Source organism: Pseudohalioglobus sediminis (assembly GCF_008370495.1).
Taxonomy (GTDB): Bacteria; Pseudomonadota; Gammaproteobacteria; order Pseudomonadales; family Halieaceae; genus Halioglobus.
The window spans coordinates 77,080-97,610 of sequence record NZ_VTUX01000005.1; the positions used below are offsets into that span (position 1 = coordinate 77,080).

20 protein-coding genes are annotated in these 20,531 nt (G+C 61.0%); 14 read left to right on the forward strand and 6 right to left on the reverse strand.

The window, feature by feature from the left end:
- Positions 1 to 11 precede the first annotated feature (11 nt).
- From gmk to recG, 6 genes are all read left to right on the forward strand, one after another.
- Positions 12 to 629: a guanylate kinase gene (gene gmk, locus F0M18_RS11625; RefSeq protein ID WP_149611613.1), complete on the forward strand. Its 618-nt coding sequence runs from the start codon at positions 12 to 14 to the stop codon at positions 627 to 629.
- A gap of 94 nt (positions 630 to 723) precedes the next feature.
- Complete coding sequence (rpoZ, locus tag F0M18_RS11630; RefSeq protein ID WP_149611614.1) at positions 724 to 990, forward strand: DNA-directed RNA polymerase subunit omega; 267 nt, start codon at positions 724 to 726, stop codon at positions 988 to 990.
- A gap of 29 nt (positions 991 to 1,019) precedes the next feature.
- Complete coding sequence (gene spoT / locus F0M18_RS11635; protein WP_149611615.1) at positions 1,020 to 3,140, forward strand: bifunctional GTP diphosphokinase/guanosine-3',5'-bis pyrophosphate 3'-pyrophosphohydrolase; 2,121 nt, start codon at positions 1,020 to 1,022, stop codon at positions 3,138 to 3,140.
- An 18-nt stretch (positions 3,141 to 3,158) separates the two neighbouring features.
- A complete protein-coding gene (locus F0M18_RS11640) occupies positions 3,159 to 3,542 on the forward strand; it encodes a RidA family protein (RefSeq protein WP_149611616.1) in 384 nt (127 codons plus the stop codon).
- A gap of 2 nt (positions 3,543 to 3,544) precedes the next feature.
- Positions 3,545 to 4,444, forward strand: coding sequence for a hydrogen peroxide-inducible genes activator (locus F0M18_RS11645; RefSeq protein ID WP_149611617.1), 900 nt, complete (start codon positions 3,545 to 3,547; stop codon positions 4,442 to 4,444).
- 7 nt (positions 4,445 to 4,451) lie between these two features.
- On the forward strand, positions 4,452 to 6,518 hold the full coding sequence (gene recG, locus F0M18_RS11650) for an ATP-dependent DNA helicase RecG (protein WP_149611618.1): 2,067 nt from the start codon (positions 4,452 to 4,454) through the stop codon (positions 6,516 to 6,518).
- Here the strand turns inward: recG and F0M18_RS11655 are convergent, their stop codons facing one another.
- A complete protein-coding gene (locus F0M18_RS11655) occupies positions 6,519 to 7,070 on the reverse strand; it encodes a DUF1415 domain-containing protein (RefSeq protein ID WP_149611619.1) in 552 nt (183 codons plus the stop codon).
- A gap of 10 nt (positions 7,071 to 7,080) precedes the next feature.
- Positions 7,081 to 8,451 carry an FAD-dependent oxidoreductase gene (locus F0M18_RS11660; RefSeq protein ID WP_149611620.1) on the reverse strand — a complete coding sequence of 457 codons (1,371 nt, stop codon included), beginning with the start codon at positions 8,449 to 8,451 and terminating at the stop codon, positions 7,081 to 7,083.
- A gap of 271 nt (positions 8,452 to 8,722) precedes the next feature.
- Here F0M18_RS11660 and F0M18_RS11665 point away from each other — a divergent pair, with 271 nt between their 5' ends.
- From F0M18_RS11665 to F0M18_RS11675, 3 genes are read left to right on the forward strand one after another with little or no spacing between them, the layout of a single operon-like run.
- Positions 8,723 to 9,265 carry a chorismate--pyruvate lyase family protein gene (locus F0M18_RS11665; RefSeq protein ID WP_188109695.1) on the forward strand — a complete coding sequence of 181 codons (543 nt, stop codon included), beginning with the start codon at positions 8,723 to 8,725 and terminating at the stop codon, positions 9,263 to 9,265.
- 30 nt (positions 9,266 to 9,295) lie between these two features.
- Positions 9,296 to 10,156 (forward strand): 4-hydroxybenzoate octaprenyltransferase, encoded by an 861-nt coding sequence (gene ubiA / locus F0M18_RS11670; protein ID WP_149611622.1) that lies wholly within the window; start codon positions 9,296 to 9,298, stop codon positions 10,154 to 10,156.
- Positions 10,157 to 10,176: 20 nt separating this feature from the next.
- Positions 10,177 to 11,316: a GNAT family N-acetyltransferase gene (locus tag F0M18_RS11675; RefSeq protein WP_149611623.1), complete on the forward strand. Its 1,140-nt coding sequence runs from the start codon at positions 10,177 to 10,179 to the stop codon at positions 11,314 to 11,316.
- Positions 11,317 to 11,319: 3 nt separating this feature from the next.
- Here the strand turns inward: F0M18_RS11675 and F0M18_RS11680 are convergent, their stop codons facing one another.
- Both F0M18_RS11680 and yaaA read right to left on the reverse strand, forming a co-directional pair.
- A complete protein-coding gene (locus F0M18_RS11680) occupies positions 11,320 to 11,916 on the reverse strand; it encodes a DUF938 domain-containing protein (RefSeq protein WP_149611624.1) in 597 nt (198 codons plus the stop codon).
- A gap of 13 nt (positions 11,917 to 11,929) precedes the next feature.
- Entirely contained in the window at positions 11,930 to 12,715 is a 786-nt protein-coding gene (gene yaaA, locus F0M18_RS11685; RefSeq protein ID WP_149611625.1) for a peroxide stress protein YaaA, read from the reverse strand.
- A gap of 54 nt (positions 12,716 to 12,769) precedes the next feature.
- Here yaaA and F0M18_RS11690 point away from each other — a divergent pair, with 54 nt between their 5' ends.
- Genes F0M18_RS11690 through F0M18_RS11700 form a run of 3 tightly spaced genes read left to right on the forward strand, consistent with a single transcriptional unit; the run spans position 12,770 to position 15,100 of the window.
- Entirely contained in the window at positions 12,770 to 13,324 is a 555-nt protein-coding gene (locus F0M18_RS11690; protein WP_149611626.1) for a TRAP transporter small permease subunit, read from the forward strand.
- Entirely contained in the window at positions 13,321 to 14,688 is a 1,368-nt protein-coding gene (locus F0M18_RS11695; protein WP_149611627.1) for a TRAP transporter large permease, read from the forward strand. Before F0M18_RS11690 ends, F0M18_RS11695 begins: the two co-directional genes overlap by 4 nt.
- Positions 14,689 to 14,707: 19 nt before the next feature.
- Complete coding sequence (locus F0M18_RS11700; RefSeq protein WP_149611628.1) at positions 14,708 to 15,100, forward strand: acyl-CoA thioesterase; 393 nt, start codon at positions 14,708 to 14,710, stop codon at positions 15,098 to 15,100.
- 303 nt (positions 15,101 to 15,403) lie between these two features.
- Here F0M18_RS11700 and F0M18_RS11705 read toward each other — a convergent pair whose 3' ends face one another.
- Together F0M18_RS11705 and uvrD are read right to left on the reverse strand one after the other, a co-directional pair.
- On the reverse strand, positions 15,404 to 16,567 hold the full coding sequence (locus tag F0M18_RS11705) for a TRAP transporter substrate-binding protein (protein WP_149611629.1): 1,164 nt from the start codon (positions 16,565 to 16,567) through the stop codon (positions 15,404 to 15,406).
- Positions 16,568 to 16,582: 15 nt separating this feature from the next.
- The gene (gene uvrD / locus F0M18_RS11710) at positions 16,583 to 18,736 is read right to left on the reverse strand and encodes a DNA helicase II (RefSeq protein ID WP_149611630.1); all 2,154 of its coding nucleotides are present in this window, start codon (positions 18,734 to 18,736) and stop codon (positions 16,583 to 16,585) included.
- A gap of 171 nt (positions 18,737 to 18,907) precedes the next feature.
- Between uvrD and F0M18_RS11715 the strand changes: the two genes are divergently transcribed.
- Both F0M18_RS11715 and F0M18_RS11720 read left to right on the forward strand, forming a co-directional pair.
- Positions 18,908 to 20,101 carry an SPOR domain-containing protein gene (locus F0M18_RS11715; protein WP_149611631.1) on the forward strand — a complete coding sequence of 398 codons (1,194 nt, stop codon included), beginning with the start codon at positions 18,908 to 18,910 and terminating at the stop codon, positions 20,099 to 20,101.
- Positions 20,102 to 20,168: 67 nt separating this feature from the next.
- Positions 20,169 to 20,528, forward strand: coding sequence for a hypothetical protein (locus tag F0M18_RS11720; protein ID WP_149611632.1), 360 nt, complete (start codon positions 20,169 to 20,171; stop codon positions 20,526 to 20,528).
- Positions 20,529 to 20,531: the final 3 nt, after the last annotated feature.

Below are 20,531 nucleotides of genomic sequence, written 5' to 3' on the forward strand. Positions count from 1 at the left end.
AGCGTCAATCAATGAGTCGTACCGGAACCCTGTACACCGTTTCCGCCCCCTCGGGGGCGGGCAAAACCAGCCTCGTCGCCGCCCTCGTGGAGAGCAGCCCGGACCTGCGCGTCTCGGTCTCACATACCACCCGGGCCATGCGCCCGGGAGAGCAGGATGGTGTCAATTACCATTTCGTGGAAGAGCAGACGTTCCTGGCCATGCTCGAGCGCGCGGAGTTCCTGGAGCATGCCCGCGTCTTCGGCAATCTCTACGGTACCTCACAACTGTGGGTGGAGGAGCAACTGGGGTCAGGCACCGATGTCATTCTGGAGATAGACTGGCAGGGCGCCCAGCAGGTCAAGCGCCTGCAGCCGGCAACGCGCTCGATTTTCATACTGCCCCCGTCCCGGGAAACCCTGCTGCAGCGGCTGACCGGCAGAGGACAGGATGGCCAGGACATCATCGATCGGCGCATGGCCGAAGCCGTGGAAGAGATGTCGCACTATGTCGAAAGCGACTTCCTGGTGGTGAATGACGACTTTGAGCAGGCACTGGCTGAGTTGAAGACGATTGTTTCAGCACACCGCCTGGCAACCGCCAAGCAGCGCGAAAGCCTGGCGCCGCTATTGCAACAGCTGCTCTCCTGATGGCAACCAGGGTAATTTTTCACGCTGGAGCAAGGCCGCCGCACAGGGTATAATTTCCGGTTCTTCGTTAACGCTGAACATGAGACTGACTTAAATGGCACGAGTAACTGTTGAAGATTGCCTGGATAACGTCGCCAATCGCTTTGAACTGGTGATGGTAGCCAGCAAGCGCGCGCGGCAGATGGCCACCGGCGGCAAGGATCCACTGGTCGAGGAGGAGTCCGACAAGCCCACCGTAATTGCCCTGCGCGAGATAGCGGAAGGCCTGGTCACACCCGACATCCTCACCCGCGAAGATGAACTGGAGGCCGAGGAAGAACTGGCTGAGGTAATGGCCGAAGCCGGCAACGAGGCCCTGTAAGCCCCGGGGCATCGCCGCAAGGCAAGGATATGAACGCCGTACAATCCATCGATGCCCTGACCAGAACGCTCCATACCTATCTCACCCCGGAGCAGAGCAGCAGCGTAAAACGCGCCTACTATTTCGCCGAGCAGGCCCATTTCGGGCAGCTTCGGCGCAGTGGCGAGCCCTACGTTACCCACCCCCTTGCCGTGGCCGGCATCCTGGCGGACATGCACATGGACCACCAGAGCCTGATCGCGGCCATGCTGCACGATGTCATAGAAGATACCGGCATCCCGAAATCCGCCATTGGCGAGCAGTTCGGTGCGGCCGTGGCCGAACTGGTGGATGGCGTCAGCAAGCTGACGCAGATGGAATTCGAGTCGCTGGAAGAGAAGCAGGCGGAGAACTTCCAGAAAATGGCCCTGGCCATGGCGCGCGACATCCGCGTGATACTGGTGAAGCTCGCCGACCGCCTGCATAACATGCGCACACTGGGTGTGCTGCAAACCAGCAAGGCCAAACGCATCGCCAGGGAAACGCTGGAGATTTACGCGCCGATCGCCATGCGCCTGGGCATGAACAATGTGCGCATGGAGTTTGAAGACCTGGGCTTTTCCGCGTTGCACCCCATGCGCGCGCGCCGCATCGAAGCCGCCAGACGCAACGCCCGCGGCCACCGCAAGGAACTGGTCGAGAAAATCCGCCAGCAGATCGGGGCCACACTGTTGCAGGAGGGTCACGAAGCCGAGGTGGTGGGTCGTGAGAAACACCTCTACAGCATCTATAAAAAGATGAAGTCCAAGCGCAAGTCGTTCTCCGAAATCATGGACATCTACGCCTTTCGCATCATCGTCGACTCGGTGGATACCTGTTACCGCGTGCTGGGCTGTGTGCACAGCCTCTACAAGCCGGTACCGGGCGAATTCAAGGATTACATCGCAATCCCCAAGGCCAACGGCTACCAGTCGCTGCATACAGTATTGATGGGCATGCACGGCGTGCCCATCGAAATCCAGATACGCACCCGCGAAATGGAGGATATGGCCAACAACGGTATCGCTGCCCACTGGCTCTACAAGAGCGACAGCCAAACCAGTAACGGCAGTCACGCGCGCGCCAGGGAATGGGTACAGGGTCTGCTGGAAATGCAGCAGCGAGCGGGCAACTCCCTGGAGTTCATCGAGAGCGTAAAAATCGACCTGTTCCCGGACGAGATTTACGTGTTCTCCCCCAAGGGCCGCATCATGGAACTGCCGCGCGGTGCAACCGCTGTGGATTTCGCCTATGCCGTGCACACCGATGTCGGCAACAGCTGTGTCGCCTGTCGCATTAACCGCCGCCTGGCGCCCCTGTCGGAACCGTTACAGAGCGGGCAGACGGTTGAAATCCTCACCGCCCAGGGCGCCAGCCCGAACCCCTCCTGGTTCAACTACGCGGTAACGGCCAAGGCGCGTACCAATATTCGCCATTTCCTCAAGAACCAGACCCGCGATGACTCGGTGGCACTCGGACGGCGGCTCCTTGATCGCGCTCTCGCCACCCTCGACAGCAGCCTGGAGACTATTCCCGAGGATGAGCAGCAGGCGTTTCTCGAGGAACACCAGTACGCGAGCCTGGACAGGCTGCTCGAAGACATCGCCCGTGGCAACCGCCTCCCCGCCATCACCGCACAGCAGATGCTCGGCGTGGCCGGCGACGAACAGCTGGAGCCGCAGCACAATCACCCCGTGGCAATACGCGGCACCGAGGGCTTCATGCTCACCTATGCCAAGTGCTGCCACCCGATTCCGGGCGATCCCATCGAGGGCTATCTCAGCTCCGAAAAAGGCGTGGTGGTCCACCGCGAGCGTTGCCACAATCTCAACGAGATGCGCGAGAACAGCGAGCGCCTGGTGGCCCTGCGCTGGGACGACCAGGTCGAGGGCGAGTATGCGGTCGACCTGCGTATCGAAGTGGAAAACCGGCGCGGCATGATCGCCGTCATCGCTACACGGATCAATGCCATGGGTGTGAACATCGAGAAGATCACTACCGAAGACAAGGACTACCAGTTTACCTATGTCGATTTGGAGCTACTGGTGCAGAATCGGGTGCATCTGGCGCGAATCATGAAACGGCTGCGCAGCACCAATTCGGTCCGCAAAGTAACCCGCGTCAAAAACTAATCCAGCAGGAGCAATACCTTGACCAACCGAGCCATCATTTCCACGCCCGAAGCCCCCGCGGCGATAGGCCCCTACTCCCAAGCCGTCAAGGTCGGCGGCACTGTGTGGATCTCCGGCCAGATACCGCTGGTACCAGATTCCATGGAACTGGTGAAGGGTGACATCAAGGCCCAGGCCACTCAGGTATTTCAGAATCTGCAGGCAATTGCCAACGCAGCCGGTGGCAGTCTGGACAATGCGGTGAAGATCAATATCTCGCTCACCGACCTGGCCGACTTCGCTGCCGTCAACGAGGTCATGGCCGAGTTCTTCAATGAGCCCTATCCCGCCAGGGCATGCGTGCAGGTAGCGGCACTGCCGAAGGCCGTAGACATCGAAGTCGAGGCGATACTGGCAACCTGATCATGACGCTGACCGAACTACGCTACCTGGTGGCACTGTCCGAAGCAGGACACTTTCGCAAGGCCGCAGACGCCTGCAATGTGAGCCAGCCTACCCTGAGCATCGCCATCAAGAAGCTCGAGGAAGAGCTGGGAATCAGCCTGTTTGAACGCGCCAGGCACAAGGTCTCCCCCACGCCAATAGGCGAGAGAATAGTCGCCCAGGCGCGCACCGTGCTGCAGGAAATCAGCAACCTGGTCAGCCTCGCGGAGCAGGGCAAGGACCCTCTTGGCAGCGTGCTGTCGGTGGGCGCCATTTTCACCGTGGGGCCGTACCTGTTCCCGCGGCTGGTGCCGCGCATGAAACAGCTGGCGCCGGAAATGCCCATGTATATCGAGGAGAGCTATACCGCTGACCTGCGGGTAAAACTCAGCAGCGGCGTACTGGACGCAATTTTCGTCGCCCTGCCCTTTACCGAACCCGATGTCGTGACCAAGCCCCTGTTCGATGAGCCATTCGTGGTGCTGTTGCGAGAGGACCATCCGCTGGCACAGCAACAGTCTATCGACCCCGCCGAACTCGCCCGGCACAAGGTCCTGCTCATGGGAGAGGGCCACTGTTTTCGCGACCAGGTCCTGCAGGCCTGTCCCGGGCTGCAGGAATCAATGATCGAGCACAGCAACCGCGACCACTCGGTGGTGGAAGGCAGCTCACTGGAAACACTCAAGCACATGGTTGCCAGCGGCATGGGGATCACCGTGCTGCCTGAGTCTGCGGCCAGTACCGCGCTCTACGGCGACGGTGAACTGCTGGTACGCCCATTCAATGACCCCGCGCCTTACCGCACCATCGCACTGGCCTGGCGCGTAAGCTACCCGCGTCACCAGGCCATCGACGTGTTGGCCGAGGCCCTGAAAGACTAGTTCCCTGATGGCAGGCATCGCCAGTGATCCTGTTACCCAGCTGCGCGGCGTGGGCCCGAAGCTGGGCGCAAAACTGGCTGAGGCGGGTATCTACCGGGTGGAGGACCTGCTGTTTCACCTGCCCCTGCGCTACCAGGACAGGACCCGGGTAACACCAATCGGCGCCGCCGCAGACGGCGCCGACGTGGTGATCGAGGGCGAGGTGAGGGTGGCGGACATCGCCTTTGGCCGGCGACGCAGCCTGGTGGTGCGGCTCCAGGATGGCACCGGAACCCTCAGCCTGCGCTTTTTCCACTTCTCCGCCGCCCAGAAAAACAACCTGCGTCCCGGCACGCGCCTGCGCTGCTTCGGCCAGGTGCGACGCGGCGCCAGCGGCCTGGAGATGTATCACCCCGAATACCGCAAACTGGAGTCGGGCGAAACACCCGTGGAAGAGGCCCTGACACCGGTTTATCCGACCATCAACGGCATCGGCCAGAACCAGTGGCGCAGCCTCTGCGAACAGGCTGTGTCCAGGCTGCGGCACAGCGCGCCCCGGGAACTGTTACCCGCCGGGCAAGCGCTGCGCTTCGGCCTCGCGGAAGCGTTGATTTACCTGCACGCCCCCCCGCCGGATGCCCCCCAGGAGATGTTGCGCGATGGCGAGCACCCGGCGCAATTGCGCCTGGCGGCAGAAGAACTGGTTGCACACAACCTGACCCTGCAGGGGCTGCGCCAGGAGCAGCAAAAGGATGGCGCGCCTCCAATTCCTGGAAACAGCACACTGATGCAGCGCTTCCTCTCCGCACTGCCATTCCAGCCCACCACAGCGCAAACGCGGGTAATGGCCGAAATCAGCGCGGACCTGGCCCGACCCCACCCCATGATGCGACTGGTTCAGGGCGATGTGGGTTCCGGCAAGACCCTGGTCGCGGCCACGGCAGCCTTGCAGGCGATTGCTGGCGGCTACCAGGCTGCCATCATGGCGCCCACGGAAATCCTGGCAGAGCAACACCGGCTGAACTTCCAGGGCTGGTTCGCCGGGCTGGATATTGAGATCGCCTGGCTGAGCGGGCGCAGCAAGGGCAAGGCCCGTAGCGAGGCCCTGCAGCGTATCGCTGGCGGCCACGCGGGGCTTGTGGTGGGCACCCATGCACTGTTCCAGCAGGACGTAGCCTTTCAGCGACTTGGCCTCGTTGTGGTGGATGAGCAACATCGCTTCGGCGTGCACCAGCGCCTTTCCCTAACCGAGAAATCGGCACCGGATGTGGGCCGTCCGCACCAACTGGTGATGACGGCAACGCCGATCCCGCGGACGCTCTCCATGGTGGCCTATGCAGACCTGGATTGCTCCATCATCGACGAGCTGCCGCCGGGCAGGCAGCCCGTGGAGACCGTGCTTATTGATAACGTCAGGCGCCAGCAGATCGTCGCGCGCGTCGCCGGTGCCTGTGCCGGCGGCCGCCAGGCCTACTGGGTGTGCACGCTGGTGGAAGAAAGCGACGTGCTACAGGCCCAGGCCGCGGAGGCCACCGCAGACGAGCTGCAACTTGCGCTGCCAGACCTGAACATAGGACTGGTGCACGGGCGCCTGAAGCCGGCACAGAAAGATGCGGTGATGGCGGCGTTCAAAGCCGGTGAGCTGGACTTGCTGGTGGCCACCACGGTGATCGAGGTGGGGGTGGACGTGCCCAACGCCAGCCTAATGATCATCGAAAACCCGGAGCGACTGGGCCTGGCGCAGTTACACCAGTTGCGTGGTCGCGTGGGTCGGGGTACCACCGCCAGCCACTGCGTGTTGCTCTACCAGAGCCCGCTGTCCGCCAACGGCAAGCAACGGCTTACGGCAATGCGTGAGAGTAACGACGGCTTCTACATCGCCGAGAAAGACCTCGAACTGCGCGGCCCCGGTGAAGTGCTGGGAACGCGGCAAACGGGACTGATGGCATTTCGGGTGGCCCGGCTGCCGGAGCACAACCATTTGCTCGATACGGTGCAGGCGCTGTCCGCGCAAATCCAATCCGATTACCCCGAGCTGGCAGAACCTTTAATCCAGCGCTGGACCGGGACAGCGCGGGAGTTTGCCAAGGTGTAATCACGCCAACAGTCGTTGCCATCGGGCCTTTATCGCGGCGCTTCCGATCGACTCCAGGGTTTCGATATTGCGTCCCGGAATGGCCTCCGGGTCTGGGAAATCGCCGAGAACGCGCGACAGCATATCCTCGCGAATGAGGTGGATCGTCGGCCAGGGCGAGCGGTTGCTGAAGTGGCTGACGGCATCGGCGGGCTCGCCGTCAAATTGATACCGCGGATGAAAACTGGCCAGCTGCACCAGCCCTTCGAGGCCCGCTTCGACCAGCAGTTCCCGCCCCTGGTGCAGGAAATCCAGGTATTCATCGAAGTCGCCGAGCGCCCCGGTAAACACCAGCAGACTGGTCGCCACATCTGCTTCCGGTGTGGATTGCAGCAGGTCGAGCTCGCGCAGGAAAAAGCGAAACAGGGCCGCCTCATCCTGAACGTCTGACACCGCAATACGCAGCTGCGGGTTATCCAGCAACGGTCGCGCAAACGGGCACAGGTTGAGGCCGACAACAAATTCGGCCAACCAGCGGCGAGTCTGGTCCTCGGCTCGCGCGGCTGCGGGCATGCTGCCAGCCTCAGGGCATGATCGCGGGCAGTTCCTTCTGCAGCGCCATCTTCTGTCGCGTGGTATCACCGGTCAGCGCAAAGCCCAGCAGCGTTCCTGCCGCATCGCGGTATTCGCCCTTGACGTTGTTCCCGTCGATCTCGAACGACCACTCTCCCGCTGCGCCCTGCGGCGGCGGTGCCACGGTTACCGGGCAGGCCGGCGTCTTGATGGTCACAGGCATCGCCGGATAGCTCACCTCGGTCGGTTCACCGCTAAGGGTTTTGGCGAGGGCGCGGGCCTGGGCCATCAATGGGGCCACATACACCAGTACGTGGCCGTTAACCTCGGCACAGTCACCCATGGCATAGACATTGGGCGCGCTGGTTTCCAGCAGTCGATTGGTGGTTATCCCGCGGTTGGTATCGATGCCGGAGGCCTGCGCAAGATCGATGCGTGGGCGCACTCCGACGGCTGAGACAACCAGGTCAGCAGCGATGGTCTCGCCATTGTTGAGAGTGACAGCCAGGCCGCCGTCGGTGTTGTTTACCGCGGTCACCAGCGGCCCGAAATGGAACCTGGCGCCCTTTTCCTCCAGTGCCGACTGCACCGCCCTGCCCGCGGGCTCCGGCAGGAGGGTGGGCAGGCAATGCCCGAGGGGGTCCACGGTCTCGGTCTCAAAACCACCGTTGATAAGGTCGTTGGTGTATTCACAGCCAATCAGGCCACCACCGATCAGGCAAACCTTCCTGACCTCGTTCTTTTTGATCGCGGTACGAAAATCGTCGTAGTCCATAAGGTCATTGACCGAATAGACCTTGTCCAGCCCGTCCCCTTCTATGGGCGGGCGGATAACGTCGGCGCCCAGCGCCAGCACCAGCTTGGAGTAGTGCACAGCGGTTTGCGCATCACCGACCTTGATCAGCTGGTTGGCGGTATCGATCTCGCCCACCTTGGTCATGGTCCATACGCTGGCCTTGAGCATGCGGCCCATACTGCCGGCATCCATCTGCGCCAGGTCGTCGGCGGACATATCCTTGGTAAACCCGGTGGATAGCATCGGCTTGGAGTAGGATCTGCCATCATCGGCCGTGATCAGTATGAGCGGGGTATCCTGGTCATGTTTGCGAAATTCCTTGGCCAGTCCATATCCGGCCAGGCCGGTGCCAAGAATCACCACGGGGGCGTGGACCGTATCCACCACCGGTTCCTCGTGATGGGGCGTGTCGTCTACCGGAGACTCTTCCAGCAGTTCGAAGTCTTCCTTGCCAACACCGCAATCCGGGCACAGCCAGTCCTCGGGAACATCCTCCCACTTGGTGCCAGGGGCAATGCCATCATCGGGCCAGCCCTCTTTTTCATCGTACACCAGGCCACAGACGATACATTCCCATCTACTCATTATTGCGCTCGCTCTCTGCTGATTTCTCTTCCGGGGAAACCGGGACATGAGGTTAATACCGGGTTCAACACTATAGAGTCGTCACCAGAATCTGCAAGGGCAGATTCACCGCAGGCGGTCGCGGATGTTGTGCCAGTCTCTTGCGAAACCGGGGTATATCACGCAAGCTCCCTGCCCCATGAAATCATCGGCAGGAAAGACACCGGGCTCATCGCACGCTGGGAGGCGCGAACCGCACTGGTATCCAGCCGCGCGTTTTCCGTCGCCTGAGTTGACCCCTTCAGTTCGGCGCTGGCTGCTGGACCAGGGCTCCCTGACCCAACGCCTTATCGATCAGCAACGTGGCCATTTCAGTGTCCAGCTGCTGCGCCAGGACTGGCGCGTGCCGTTACCCTCGGAGCAGCGCTTATTGCACATGCTGCCCCGCCAGCGCGCCATTATTCGCGAGGTGATCCTGCAACAGGGGCCGAATGAGGTGGTTTTCGCTCGCAGTGTGCTTCCCGCCAGTAGCCTCGAGGGGAAACTCGCCCACCTCAGAAGGCTCGGCAACAAACCGCTGGGAGCCATTCTTTTCAATACTGCGGGTATGCAACGGAACCCCTTTGAGCTGGCACTCATCGACCAACGCTGCACTTACTTGCCCCCGGATATCGATCTGCAGGGGCCGGTCTGGGGCAGGCGTTCCCGCTTCGAGGTTTACGGACAGCCGTTAATGGTGAGCGAGGTATTTCTGCAGGCGTTTCGGCCGTGGCCGCAGACACACGGCTTGCAACGGGCACAGCGCGGCGCTGCAATTATTCGCCCGACAAAGTAAGCTTGCGCTAGACACCCAGTAGATCAGCACATGTCCGGCGATTCCAAATTCAATGCCCTGCTCCAACTGATGCGGTTCGACAAGCCCATCGGCACGCTGCTGTTGCTGTGGCCCACCCTCTGGGCGCTGTGGATCGCAGCTGGCGGAATGCCCGACCTGGATCTGCTGTTCATTTTTTGCCTGGGCACCCTGCTGATGCGCTCGGCGGGTTGCGTCGTCAATGACCTGGCAGACCGGCACTGGGATGGAGAGGTTAACCGTACCAGCGGGCGACCACTGGTCACCGGGGCCGTTAGCGTGCAAGAGGCCCGCCTGTTATTTCTCGCCCTGCTGATCGCGGCGTTCATGCTGGTCCTGTTAACCAATCCGCTGACCATTAAACTCTCCTTCGCGGCAGTGGCGCTGGCTTCGACCTACCCTTTTATGAAGCGCTTCACCCATATGCCGCAGCTGGTTCTCGGGGCAGCGTTCTCCTGGGGCATCCCCATGGCGTTCGCGGCGCAGACAGGTGAACTGCCAGCAGCCCTGTGGCTGATCTACGGCGGCAACCTGCTGTGGACCGTGGCCTACGACACCAAGTACGCGATGGTTGATCGCGAGGACGACCTGGTCGTGGGTATCAAGTCGTCCGCTATCCTGTTCGGTCGCCACGACCGGCTGATCGTCGGCATCCTGCAGCTGGCGTTCCTGGGGCTGATGGTAGTCGCCGGCTTTGCCTTCGAACTGGGGCACTTCTACTACCTGGGGTTGATCGCAGCCGCGGGCCTGTGCGTATACCACCAGTACTTGATTCGGGAACGGGACCCCACTGCCTGTTTCAAGGCCTTCCTGCACAACAACTGGGTGGGCGCGGTGATATTCCTGGGCGTAGTACTGGACTACGCCAGCTGACGCCAACAGCCGGAGACCACGTGCAAGCAGAGTTTGTTACCAGCATTCAGCAAATCGCTGCCGCGGAGTGGGACACACTCTGCGGCACGGAGTATCCCTTCCTCAGTCACCGGTTCCTGCTGGGGTTGGAGCAGACCGAATGTACCACGGCGGATAATGGCTGGCAGCCCTGCCATATGGTCCTGCGCGACGGCTCGCGCATCGCAGCGGTGATGCCCTTGTATCTCAAGGGTCATTCATACGGTGAGTATGTGTTCGACTGGTCCTGGGCCAGTGCCTGGCAACAACAGGGCCTGGAGTATTACCCCAAGCTGGTCAGCGCCATCCCGTTCACCCCCGCAACCGGCCCGCGTCTCTGCCACCTGCCCGAGCTGCCCCCCGGCAGTGCCTGGGATGCTGCCACCGACGCCCTGGAGCAGTTCTGCCGCCAGCAACAACTGTCCAGCTGGCACCTGCTGTTCCCTGACGAGAGGACCTCGGAGGCTTTACGACAGCGTGGTATCCACCAGCGCAGGGCGGTGCAGTTCCACTGGTTCAACGCGGGCTATGCGTCATTCGACGACTTTCTTGGCACCTTCAACAGCCGCAAACGGAAATCGCTGAAACGGGAACGGCGCCGCATACAGGAACAGGACCTGGTACTGGAAACGCTGGTGGGGGACGCTATCAGCACCGATGACTGGGAGCGCTTCTACCGCTTCTACCAGTTCACCTATGCCAAACGCAGCGGCCACGGGGGTTACCTGTCACGGGCGTTCTTTACCGAGGTCGCCGCGGGCATGGGCGACAGGGTGGTGATGGTCGTGGCAAGACACCAGGGCGAACCTGTTGCCGCGGCCCTGTACTTCCGTGGCGACGATACCCTGTATGGGCGCTACTGGGGCTGCACCAGGGAGTTCGACGCACTGCATTTCGAGGCCTGCTACTACCGCGGCATCGAGTACTGTATCGACGAGGGCATAGGGCGCTTCGACCCGGGTGCACAGGGTGAGCACAAGATCCAGCGCGGTTTCAGGCCGGTGCAGACCTTCTCCAATCACTGGATTGCCGACCCGCGCCTGTCCGCAGCCGTGGGCGACTTCACCCTCCGGGAGGGGCCGCATATCCAGCGTTACCTGGAAGACACTGCAACGCTATTGCCTTTCCGACAGGAGAACTAGGCCCTAATCGCGACCCCATACCAGCAGGCGATTATTGGCCGGCATGGCGTTGTCTTCGCGCAGCTGAAACCCCGCCGCCCGCGCCAGTGCGTCGACCTGCTCGAAATCGCGGATGGCGCTGTGCGCGGACTGCTCAGCCAGCCACTGGTCGAAACGCGCATTGCTCTCGGAAGTATAGCGGCCAGCGTAGTTAAAAGGGCCATACACCAGCAGCGTCTCCGGAGCCGCCCGGGCTGCCAGCTCTGCAAACAGCTCTTCGACGGCACCCCAGGGCATGATATGCAGGCTGTTGGCTGTGAACAGGGTATCGGCCAGCACCGGGATCGGCCAGGGTCGAGCGCGCACATCCAGCGCCAGCGGCGGTAACAGGTTTTCCCCCTGGTATTCATTGCAGCGAGGGCGCAATACGCCGAGGTTTTCCTGCATATCCGTGGGTTGCCAGCGCAGGTGTGGCAGGTGCGCGGCGAACCAGGTGGCGTGCTGCCCGGTACCGGAACCTATTTCCAGCACCTGTTCACGCTGTGCCAACAGGCGCTGCAGTTGCAACAGAATGTGGCCCTTGTTGTTTTCGCAGGCCTGCGAGAACGGCAGCTGTGGCATGTTGTGCGCGTGGCTATTTTGCCGATGGCGGCTGGTCGCGGGTGAACACCAGCTCACGCGCGGTGGATTCGGCCTTGTTGTAGCGGTAGCCGTCGGTGCGAAACTTCTCCAGCCCCCTGGGATCGTTCAGCTCCCCATCAATAATGAAGCGCGCCATTTGTCCGCGCGCTTTTTTGGCATAGAAACTGATCACCTTGTACTTGTCACCCTTGAGGTCCTTGAACACGGGCGTGACGATGTCGGCTTCCAGCTGCTTCGCCTGTACCGATTTGAAATACTCATTTGACGCCAGGTTGACCAGCACCGGGGAGCCTGACTTCTTCAATTGCCTGTTCATCGCCCTGGTGATGTCATCGCCCCAGAATTCGTACAGGTTCTTGCCGCCGCGATTGGCGAACTTGAGCCCCATCTCCAGGCGGTAGGGCTGCATCAGGTCCAGGGGGCGCAGCAAACCATAGAGGCCTGACAGGATCACCAGGTGCTTCTGCGCAAAGCCCAGCTGCGCCGTGGTCAGGGTCTCTGCCTCCAGCCCGGTATACACATCGCCCTTGAATGCCAGCAGGGCCTGCTTGGCATTGTCCAGGCTGAATGGCGCTGACCAGTTCATAAAGCGCGTGTGATTCAGCTCGGCAATGCTTTCGCTGACCCCCATCAAGGCGCGGATATCCTGTGGGCTCATCTCGCGCGCATCCTCGACCAGTTCCGAGGCGCGCTCAAGGAATTGCGGTTGCGTGGCCTTGCGAGTCGTCGGTGGCGTATCGAAATCCAGGGTCTTCGCCGGGGATATTACTGTAAGCATTACGTTGTGCCTGTGTGTTGGAAATGAGGTGGAATCCACTTTTGCGAGGGGGCTATGATACTCTGCCACTCGACCAATAAAAAAGACCTGCTCACCATGACCCTGTTGCACAGCCTGGTGAATTACATTGATACCTTCACCGATCGCAGCGGCCGCCTGCTCGCCTGGCTGGCCCTGGCCATGGCGCTGCTGACGACCGTCATCGTGGTCATGCGCTACGGTTTCAACACCGGATCCATATTCGCCCAGGAACTGGTTACCTACATGCACGCCAGCCTGTTCATGCTGGGTGCCGCCTATGCACTGAAAACAGGTGCGCATGTTCGCGTGGATATATTCTACCGCGGCTTCGGTGAGCGCGGCCGGGCCTGGGTCAATGCCCTGGGAGGCGTGGTATTTCTGATTCCCCTGTGCCTCTTCATTGTTGGCGTCAGCTGGAACTACGTGGCGGAATCCTGGCACATGCGCGAGGTGTCTACGGAACAGGGTGGTATCCAGGCCGTCTTCCTGCTCAAGACCTTGATTCCGGTGATGGCGATCAACCTGCTATTGCAAGGCCTGGCCGAGACCCTGCGCAGTGCCCTGGTACTGGTGAACGACGCACCATGAGCGCCGAATTCCTGCCCCTTTTCCTGTTCCTGGCGGTATGCGCGCTGCTGATGCTGGGCTACCCGGTGGCGTTCACCCTGGCAGGAACCGCCCTCGCTTTCGCCGCCGGCGGCATCCTCGCCGGCGTATTTGACGCCGGCTTCCTGTCCGCCCTGCCGGGGCGGGTGTTTGGCACCATGAACAACACCACCCTGATCGCTGTGCCCCTGTTTATCCTCATGGGCACCATTCTGGAAAAATCACGTATTGCTGAAGAACTGCTTGGCAGTATGGCGCGAGTGTTCAGTGGTGTCAGGGGCGGCCTCGGCATCTCGGTGGTCATCGTAGGCATGTTCCTGGCAGCCAGCACCGGCATCGTCGGCGCCACCGTGGTGACCATGGGCCTGCTCTCTCTCCCCAGCATGCTGCGCGCCGGATACAGCCCCGCACTCGCAACGGGAACCATATGCGCCACCGGAACCCTGGGGCAGATCATCCCGCCCTCTATAGCACTGGTCCTGCTGGGCGATATTCTCGCCAATGCCTACCAGCAGGCGCAGCTGCAGATGAATGTGTTCTCACCCAAGACCGTCTCGGTGGGCGATCTGTTCGTGGGCGCGCTGATCCCCGGGCTATTGCTGGTTGGTATGTACATTCTTTACCTGACTGTCTATACACGCCTGAAGCCGCAAGCCGCACCACCGGTCGACCAGGGCACAGTATCGCTCGGCGAATTGATGCGCGGCCTGCTGCCACCACTGCTGCTGATTTTCCTGGTGCTCGGTTCGATCCTGGTTGGCGCAGCAACACCCACAGAGGCCGCTGGCTTCGGTGCCGTGGGCGCGCTGGCACTGGCTTTGGCGCGAAGACAGATGTCGGTACAGCGACTGCGTGAAGCGGTTATCGACACCCTGGGCGTCACCTGCATGGTGTTCATGATCCTGATCGGCGCCGCGGTATTCTCCCTGGTGTTCCGCGGATTCGGCGGGGAAGAGCTGATACACGGCTATTTCCAGAACATGCCCGGCGGCGCCATGGGGGCGACGCTGGTGGTGATGCTGGTTATCTTCCTGCTGGGCTTCATTCTGGACTTTATTGAAATCACCTTCGTGGTGGTCCCCATCGTGGGCCCGGTGCTGCTGGCCATGGGCCTGGACCCGATCTGGCTTGGCATCATGATTGCGCTGAACCTGCAGACCTCGTTCCTCACCCCGCCGTTCGGTTTCGCACTGTTCTATCTCCGCGGTGTTGCCCCGGAGGAAGTGCCCACCAGCGCTATTTATCGTGGTGTCATTCCCTTTATAATCATCCAGCTCCTGCTGATCGTGGCACTCTGGTTCTGGCCTGAAATGGCCACCTGGCTGCCCGAGCAGTTCAAACAATAACGTAAAACCAGGCACTCTCATGAATGATATCGACAGCACTCCGGTACCTCACGGCGATCTGGCACTGCAGACCGTGGCTATGCCCAAAGACACCAACCCCAACGGCGACATCTTCGGCGGCTGGCTGATGTCACAGATGGACATTGCCGGCATGGTCACCGCTGGCGAAGTCGCAGGCGGTCGCGTAGCCACGGTCGCTATCGATGCCATGGCTTTCCTGACGCCGGTTCACGTGGGCGCCGTGGTGTCCTGCTACTGCGATGTGCTGGAAATCGGGCGCAGCTCCATTCGCATCATCGTCGAGGTGTGGATCAACTCCAAGCACGATGGGGAACCGATCAAGGTGACCGAGGGCGAGTTCGTGTTCGTGGCGATCGACGACAACGGGCGTACTCGGGCTATTCAGCGGTAGATACTTGTTTGAATGTTATCCCTTATCCTTTGCGCCTCATACCGCCCGCGAGGTGGCAGTTTGCCGCTCCGGGACCGCCAAACAGCGTCATCCATGACAGGCTTGACAGCGGCCATCCCTGGCCGCTGACATCCCTGAGCGGCAAACTGCCACCTCGCGGGCTCGTCAAGTCCCCTAGCCATGAAAATGTGCTGTCGCATACAAAACATTCAATAATCCAAAGATCATTTGTTGCGCTCCAATAGCCTGTACGCTGCGAGTCAGGTGGTCACTGGGCCGCCTGACGACAGACGCTGACGAAGATCAGTAATCCTCATCCCCCAGCACCACATCCCGCAGATTGATATACGCCTGCTCGGAAATATGGTGGTAGTTGCGCACGCCCTTGTAGAACTCGCTGTAGGAGGCGTAGACCTTTGCCGACATCGGGTCCCGGGCCACGAGGTCATCCAGCGCCTGACGGGTGCCCTGCCACAGGGCCCTGAGCACATCGTCGGGGAAACGGCGCAGTTGCACATCGTGTTCCTCAATGAGCTCGCGCAGGGCTTCGTTATTGCGCGCCGTGTATTCATCGAGCATGTCCTGGCTCGATGCCCGCGCCGCCTGCCGCACGATTGCCTGCAAGTCTGCCGGCAACTCGGCCATGGAGTCCTTGTTGATGATGAACTCAAGGATAGAGCCGGGTTCGTGCCAGCCGGGGTAATAGTAGTAGCGGGCGACTTCATGGAAACCGAGTATGCGGTCGTTGTAGGGCCCCACCCACTCCAGCGCGTCGATAACGCCGGTCTGCAGGGATGTGTATAACTCACTGCCCGGCAGGGTCACTGAGGTGCCGCCCGCGGCGGTGAATACCTCGCCGGCCATGCCCGGAATGCGCATCTTCAGGCCCCTGAGGTCGTCTATGGAGTTGATTTCCTTGTTGAACCAGCCACCCATCTGCACACCCGTGCTGCCACCGGCCATGGGAACAAGGTTGAACGGCGCATAGGCTTCCTCGTACAACTCAAGCCCGCCACCGTAGTGCAGCCAGCCATACATTTCCTGCGCATTCAGGCCGAAGGGCACCGCAGTAAAAAATACCGACGAGGGCACCTTGCCCTTCCAGTAGTAGGCTGCGCCATGGCCCGCGTCGGCAACACCCTGGGACACCGCGTCAAAGACACCCAGCGCCGGCACGATTTCACCGCCGCCGTAGACCTTGATTTTCAGGCGGCCATTGCTCATCTCATCGACCATGCGCGAGAGGTTTTCAGCGGCACTGCCGAGCCCGGGGAAGTTCTTTGGCCAGGTGGTGACCAGCTTCCACTCGTAGCTGGTGTCATCCGCAGCAACCCCGGCCACGGATGCGGATTTCCCAGTGGCCGCCTTATCGCGCGCCCATAGCGCTATCACGGCTACCAGCGCCGCTACCAGCAGCAGGATGATCAGCGGGGAGTAGCGTTTCTCGAATCCTTGTTGTGTCGCCATTGCCCCACCCTTCTCTTATAGTAATTGCAGATTAGCGTACTGCAGTACCAGCCACTTACTGCCTTCGTTATCGAAATTGACTTCTACCCTGGCGCTGCTGCCACGACCTTCGAAGTTTAACACCGTACCTTCCCCGAAAATCTGGTGATAGACCCTCTGGCCAAGGCCCAACTCCGTGTCTGGCACGGTCGCCTGGGCAAAGCTGCTTACCGGCCGCGCCACCGTGGAATTCAAGCGCACCTCCTGCAACAACTCGGCGGGGATTTCCCGGATAAAGCGCGACGGTGTATTGAAGCTTTCGCTGCCGTGCAGGCGGCGGGACTCAGCGTAGGTTATCATCAGGCGCTCCATCGCACGGGTGATCCCAACATAGCAAAGGCGGCGCTCTTCCTCGAGGCGGCCGGGCTCCTCCACCGACATGCGGTGCGGAAACAGGTTTTCTTCCATGCCGGCAAGAAATACCAGCGGGAACTCCAGGCCCTTGGCTGAGTGCAGCGTCATCAGTTGCACACTGTCTTCGTGCTCGTCAGCCTGGGCATCGCCGGCATCGAGCGCGGCATTATCGAGGAACTGCTGCAAGGGTGAGGCCTCGTCTGCATCGTCGGCAACAAACTGCTTGGCGGCACTGACCAGTTCCTCCAGGTTCTCGACCCGGGCCTGGCCTTTCTCGCCTTTTTCTTTCTGGTGGTAATCGATCAGGCCGGAATGCTGGATGCAGTGCTCGACCAGCTCTTCCAGGGCAAGTTCATCACTGCCTGAATCCAGCTCGTTGATCAGAACCCTGAATCCTTCCAGTGCGGACAGCGCCCGCGCCGGCAACAGTTTTTCCGTCACCACCGCTTCAATGGCCTGCCACAGGGGTATCTCCCGGTTGCGGGCGCAATCGCGCACCACGTCCAGGGTCTTGCTGCCAATACCGCGCGGTGGCGTGTTGATAACCCGCTCCACGGCCGCATCATCGCCGCGGCTTTGCAACAGGCGCAGGTAGGCCAGCGCGTTGCGAATCTCCAGGCGCTCGTAGAAGCGCTGGCCGCCATAAATGCGATAGGGCATACCGGCACGAATCAGTGCCTCTTCCAGCACGCGGGACTGGGCATTGGAGCGATACAGGATCGCCACAGACGCGCGTGTCTGCCCGTCCTGGATCCACTGCTCTATCTGTTCGACTATAAAGCGGGCTTCATCGTGCTCATTAAAACCGGCGTACAGCGTTATCGGTTCGCCCTGCTCGCCTGAGGTCCACAACTCCTTGCCCAGACGACCAAAGTTAAACGCGATGACCCCGTTCGCGGCCTGCAGTATGGTCTGTGTAGAGCGGTAATTCTGCTCCAGGCGCACAGTGCGGGTGTCACTGAAATCATCGGCGAAGCGCTGGATGTTTTCTATTTTCGCCCCGCGCCAGCCATAGATGGACTGGTCGTCGTCACCGACGGCCATGACCGGGATGTGCTTGCCGGCCAGCACGCGCAGCCATGCATACTGTATCGTGTTGGTGTCCTGGAATTCGTCCACCAGAATTTGCCGGAAGCGACCCTGGTAGTGCGCGAGCACGTCAGGATTCTTCAGCCAGAGTTCATGCGCCCGCAGCAACAGCTCGGCAAAGTCCACCATGCCGCCGCGGTCACAGGCTTCCTCGTAGGCGCGATAAACCTGCAACATTACCTGTGCATACATGTCACCGTGCGGTGCCTCTATATGCCGTGAGCGCAGACCCTCGTCTTTCTGCGAATTGATATACCACATGGCCTGCTTGGGTGGCCAACGCCCCTCGTCCAGTTCGAGTTCGCGGCAGACCCGCTTGACCAGGCGCAGCTGGTCATCGCTGTCGAGTATCTGGAAATTCTGTGGCAAACCGGCTTCCTGCCAGTGCGCCTTCAACAGGCGATGCGCCAGGCCGTGAAAGGTGCCCACCCACATTCCGTGGCCCGGCACCTGTAACATCTCCTCGATGCGCGAGCGCATTTCCCGTGCCGCCTTGTTGGTAAACGTCACTGCGAGAATGGACCAGGGGGAGAAGCCCTCGGCGCGGATCAGCCAGGCGATACGATGCACCAGAACACGGGTCTTGCCACTGCCGGCGCCCGCCAGCACCAGCATGTTCTGACTTTCGGCCGCTACCGCATCGCGCTGGGCTTCGTTGAGGGGGGAGAGAATATCGGATACATCCATCGCGGTATTTTAACCGAGTGCCCGCGTACCTCGCTCGATTTTTTACACGCGGGCGATGAGGCGACCCGGTCTGGCGGATACAGGCAATAATCTACCCGCATCAGTACGACAAAAGCCCTGCGGGTTTGCTACTATCGGCCGCTGAAGGGGCAGATAACGCGGTAGCGAATAATGAAAGACAGGGACGACGACAAGCCGGGCAAGGGCACCGGGCACGCAGCCGATGACGACGACCTGGCCGGACGCCGGCGAGAGAGCCTGTTCACCGACTTCGACGACGAGGAGGAGTTCGAGGAGTCCGATCGCGACAGCGATTTCGACGCCATGTACACCGAGATCGAAGAGGAAGAAGAAGCCGACCTGGACATCACCGACGACACCGATGATGAGTGGGGTCCGGTCGACGATGACCTGGACGATGAATCTGACGATGACTATGAAGACAGCTCGCCCTGGGACCCGGATGCCGCCACGCAGGCAAAGGCAGGCCGGCGGGATGACGAGCCGGACCTGTGGGATACGGACCTGAACCCGCGGGGCTCGTTTGACGATGACCCACCCGAGGAAAACCCGGAGCCGGTGCCCCTGCCACCCGTGAGCAGGCGCAGCACGCTCGACCGGGCCGAGCCCTGGGAAGACGTCGAGGAAGAGGAAGAATACGAGGAAGAGGAAGAACGCGAACTGAATATCTCCCTCGGCATGATCGTGGTGGCGGTATTTGCCCTGATACTGCTGGGTGCTGGCGGGTACGGCATTGTCGAGGAGCGCGCCAACCTGCAGGAGGAGATTAGACGCCTGCAGGCCGACCTCGCCACATCAGCACCGCCCGCCGAGGTAAAGGAAACGCTGTATGCTGCTGCAGCAGCCAATGAGCGCAACGCCAGGCTGCAGGAACAGGTGCAGGAGCTGGGCCGGGAGAATCGCAGCCTGCAGGCGATCATATCGGGGCTGGAATCACAGCTGACAGCGCAACAGGTGGCACTCGAGAAGCAGGTTGAGAAGGCCGCACCTGCCCCTGAGCCAGCACCCAAAAAGGCCGCGCCAGCACCGCAGCCGGTGGCGGAAAAACCCGCACCCAGGGCCAGCGTAGCGCCGGCACCCGTGGCTAAAACCACCGAGACCGCCGCCAGCGGATGGTTTGTGAACTTCAGTTCCTACAGCCAGCGCGGCGCGGCAGACACCTGGGCCGGCAAGCTCAAACCGCAACAGGGCCGGGTCGTGGTCGCCGCCGCACAAAGCAACGGCAAGAATGTTTATCGCGTGCGCGTGATCAATCTGCCCGACAAGGCAGCGGCAGAAACTGTGGCAGCCCAATTGCAACGGGATTTCAAAACCGGCAAGCTCTGGGTAGGACGTGCTGACTGACTTGGCAGCACCGGACTTGCCTGCTAATGTTTTTGTTTGTGACAGATTGGTGACAGGAAACCAAGATATGAAAGCTATCAAGTACTTCTCCCTGGCGCTCGCCATCGGCAGCACCAACGCATTTGCCGGCGACTGTGTCGCGCCCGCGGCACCCGAGCTTCCCGACGGAGCAAGCTCCAGCATGGAAGACATGCTGGCGGGCCAGAAAGCAGTGAAAACCTTCCAGACTGCCAACCTGGAATACATGAAGTGCCTGGAGCCGGCATTGGCAGAAGCCGAAGCCGCGGTGAAGGCCGGTGAAGAAGGCGCAGCAGAGGCCTACCAGAGCGCCCAGGACACCTACAACGCTGCGGTTTCCGCCGAAGAAGCGGTGGCAGGGCAATTCAATACGGAAATCCGCGAGTACAAGGCGGCCAATCCGCAGTAGCCA

Excerpts from the sequence above, each read along its gene's own strand:
- F0M18_RS11645 (WP_149611617.1), top strand. The coding sequence starts at position 3,545 with ATGACGCTGACCGAACTACGCTACCTGGTGGCACTGTCCGAAGCAGGA.
- F0M18_RS11655 (WP_149611619.1), bottom strand. The coding sequence starts at position 7,070 with ATGCCCGCAGCCGCGCGAGCCGAGGACCAGACTCGCCGCTGGTTGGCC.
- F0M18_RS11680 (WP_149611624.1), bottom strand. The coding sequence starts at position 11,916 with ATGCCACAGCTGCCGTTCTCGCAGGCCTGCGAAAACAACAAGGGCCAC.
- rpoZ (WP_149611614.1), top strand. The coding sequence starts at position 724 with ATGGCACGAGTAACTGTTGAAGATTGCCTGGATAACGTCGCCAATCGC.
- spoT (WP_149611615.1), top strand. The coding sequence starts at position 1,020 with ATGAACGCCGTACAATCCATCGATGCCCTGACCAGAACGCTCCATACC.
- gmk (WP_149611613.1), top strand. The coding sequence starts at position 12 with ATGAGTCGTACCGGAACCCTGTACACCGTTTCCGCCCCCTCGGGGGCG.
- F0M18_RS11705 (WP_149611629.1), bottom strand. The coding sequence starts at position 16,567 with ATGGCGACACAACAAGGATTCGAGAAACGCTACTCCCCGCTGATCATC.
- recG (WP_149611618.1), top strand. The coding sequence starts at position 4,452 with ATGGCAGGCATCGCCAGTGATCCTGTTACCCAGCTGCGCGGCGTGGGC.
- F0M18_RS11695 (WP_149611627.1), top strand. The coding sequence starts at position 13,321 with ATGAGCGCCGAATTCCTGCCCCTTTTCCTGTTCCTGGCGGTATGCGCG.
- F0M18_RS11715 (WP_149611631.1), top strand. The coding sequence starts at position 18,908 with ATGAAAGACAGGGACGACGACAAGCCGGGCAAGGGCACCGGGCACGCA.
- F0M18_RS11690 (WP_149611626.1), top strand. The coding sequence starts at position 12,770 with ATGATACTCTGCCACTCGACCAATAAAAAAGACCTGCTCACCATGACC.
- ubiA (WP_149611622.1), top strand. The coding sequence starts at position 9,296 with ATGTCCGGCGATTCCAAATTCAATGCCCTGCTCCAACTGATGCGGTTC.
- uvrD (WP_149611630.1), bottom strand. The coding sequence starts at position 18,736 with ATGGATGTATCCGATATTCTCTCCCCCCTCAACGAAGCCCAGCGCGAT.
- F0M18_RS11700 (WP_149611628.1), top strand. The coding sequence starts at position 14,708 with ATGAATGATATCGACAGCACTCCGGTACCTCACGGCGATCTGGCACTG.
- F0M18_RS11720 (WP_149611632.1), top strand. The coding sequence starts at position 20,169 with ATGAAAGCTATCAAGTACTTCTCCCTGGCGCTCGCCATCGGCAGCACC.
- yaaA (WP_149611625.1), bottom strand. The coding sequence starts at position 12,715 with ATGCTTACAGTAATATCCCCGGCGAAGACCCTGGATTTCGATACGCCA.
- F0M18_RS11660 (WP_149611620.1), bottom strand. The coding sequence starts at position 8,451 with ATGAGTAGATGGGAATGTATCGTCTGTGGCCTGGTGTACGATGAAAAA.